Raw genomic sequence first — 2,190 nt, forward strand, 5'->3', positions numbered from 1 at the left:
GGGTATACGGATTTAATGGTTGATGGGGCACCTTCACCCCATCAATCTGATACCACCCTCAGATGGTTGATAGATCGACTCCGTAGTTGAGTTCCTCTGCGAAGTCCGGCAGTCCGTAACCGATGGTTTTCTTGTAGAAAGGAGAGACCTTCGCAGTCGGTGCCTTCTTCTTGTGCTTCGTGGTGTAGAGCATTCGTGCCCGCATCACCTCGAAGGAGTAACCGCGCCCTTCACGGTTCTTGTCCTTGGCCAGTCGGTTGATGGACTCCGTGTAAGCGTTGGTGACGGGCATGTCCGTCTCGAAGTAGGTCATGGTCTCTTCGCGCCAGTTTCCCACTGCCCTGACCAGATCGCTCCAGACTTCCTTTTGGCCCTTCGGGATGGTGGCTATCCACTCGTCCAGGGCGGCTTCTGCCTGGAGCCGTGTGGTGGCGTCCCAGATGCCGTAGAAGCGCTCCTTGTGCTCGTAGGCGGCCAGCAGTTGCGGGAACGCGCCTGTCCAGGTCTCCATGATGAGGTGCTCCCGGTCTGAGACTTCGTGAGCGCGTTTCAGCAGGATTTTCCGGTCTCCCTTGAGAGTCCGGCTCTGGGACGGTTTCAGCTCCTTTCTGAGGCCCTTGCGCACTCTCTCTAGGGCATCGTTGGCCATGCGCACCACATGGAACTTATCGACCACGATACGGGCCTGGGGCAGCACAGCCTTGACCGCTGCCCGGTAGGGGTTCCACATGTCCATGCTGACGATCTCGACCTTCTGCCGGTCTTTCAGCTTCATCAGGTAGTTGGTCACCACGTCCTGGCGGCGGGTGGCCAGAAGGTCGAGCAGGGTTCGCTCCTCAATGTTGGTCAGAATGCAGCGGTAGCGCTTGTTCAGGTATAGCTCGTCAATGCCCAGGATGCGGGGCGTCTCGAAGCGGTGCCAGCGCCCCAGGAACTCGGCGCGGGCGTTGAAGATGTCGCGCACCGTCTTCTCGTCCAGGCCGGTCTGTGCCGCCACAAAGGTGTAGGGGTGGTTGAAGGATTCCTTCTCCACGTACTCATGCAGCCGCAGTGTCATACGGAATCCGTCCACCATCTCCGGTAGCTGGGGCCTGAATGTTGTCTTGCAGGCCCGGCAGGTGTATCGGCGGCGGACCACCCAGAGAGTGACCCGCTTGCCGTGGATGGGCAGATCACGATAGGGAACGTCACGCTTGCCGAACCGTACGAACTCACCCTGCACGCCGCATTCCTCGCAGGCGATGGGATCGGGCACGTCCACCTGGAAGTGCATTTCGTCGTCGGTTGATTTGCAGCCCAGTACTTGGTATTGCGGCAGGTGAAGGATGTTGTCGGGAAGTTCGGTCATGGTGTTGTATAGGCGTAGGTGTCAGTCAGATCCATCCGGCTCGGCATTGGTGTTTGCTTTTTTACCCAACAAGCTGCTGGAAACGAAAAGTAAGGCACCGAGGACAATTGCAATATCAGCCAGGTTGAAGGCCGGCCAATGCCAGTCTCGCCAATAGAAATCAAAGGAATCCACAACATAGCCGCGAAAGACCCGGTCAATCAGGTTGCCCATGGCGCCACCGAGGATAAGACTGTAAGCGATGGCTTCTCCTTTATGACGATTTTCAAGGATCAGCTTGATCAGAAAAATCGAGACCACTACCGCGATTCCGATAAAAAAGTAGCGCTGCCAGCCTCCACCATTCGCAAAAAGACTGAATGCGGCACCGGTGTTCCATAGGTGCACCCAGTTAAAGAACGGGGTCACCGAAACATACTCGCCATAGGCCATTGATTGCTGCACCAGCCACTTTACAGCCTGATCAGACCCGACTTTGACACCACCAAGTAACACGCCCGGCTACAAGCGGCGCAGCGCAAGGCATCCGGGGTGGGGCCGGAAAGCGTCGTGTATCTATGTGTGAGTTGCGCTCAGTCGAGCTTCAGGACGGGAGGCGGCGGCTTGATTTTCAATGCTTTCAGGCGGTTGGCCGCATCCGCGGTAGGTTCGGTGATCTGCCAGACCATACCGTTGGGACTGGACAATTGCGCAAGCTGGATTCGCTTGAGGTCATCGCGGATATTGCGCCAGGTGTCCTGACAGGCGTGCTCGATCACACGCTCCAGTAGCAACGCCAACACCGTGATCGCAATGTGGGCATGAATGCGGTGGGGCGCCCAGTGGAACACCGGGCGCATGCG

The 2,190-nt window shown here is 57.6% G+C and carries 2 protein-coding genes and 1 pseudogene; all 3 read right to left on the reverse strand.

Going from position 1 to position 2,190, the window contains the following annotated elements; translation table 11 throughout:
* Positions 1-58: 58 nt before the first annotated feature.
* Positions 59-1,348, reverse strand: coding sequence for an ISL3-like element ISPpu12 family transposase (locus GPA21_RS19965; protein WP_168989814.1), 1,290 nt, complete (start codon positions 1,346-1,348; stop codon positions 59-61).
* Between the two features lie 21 nt (positions 1,349-1,369).
* Positions 1,370-1,843 carry a signal peptidase II gene (lspA, locus tag GPA21_RS19970; RefSeq protein WP_168989815.1) on the reverse strand — a complete coding sequence of 158 codons (474 nt, stop codon included), beginning with the start codon at positions 1,841-1,843 and terminating at the stop codon, positions 1,370-1,372.
* Positions 1,844-1,920: 77 nt separating this feature from the next.
* Positions 1,921-2,190 (reverse strand): annotated as a pseudogene (locus tag GPA21_RS19975) (IS1634 family transposase); the annotation flags it as partial.

This window comes from Azoarcus taiwanensis, from assembly GCF_012910885.1.
GTDB classification, from domain to species: Bacteria; Pseudomonadota; Gammaproteobacteria; order Burkholderiales; family Rhodocyclaceae; genus Azoarcus_F; species Azoarcus_F taiwanensis.

Coding starts and splice junctions, on each gene's coding strand:
- GPA21_RS19965 (WP_168989814.1), bottom strand. CDS start 1,348: ATGACCGAACTTCCCGACAACATCCTTCACCTGCCGCAATACCAAGTA.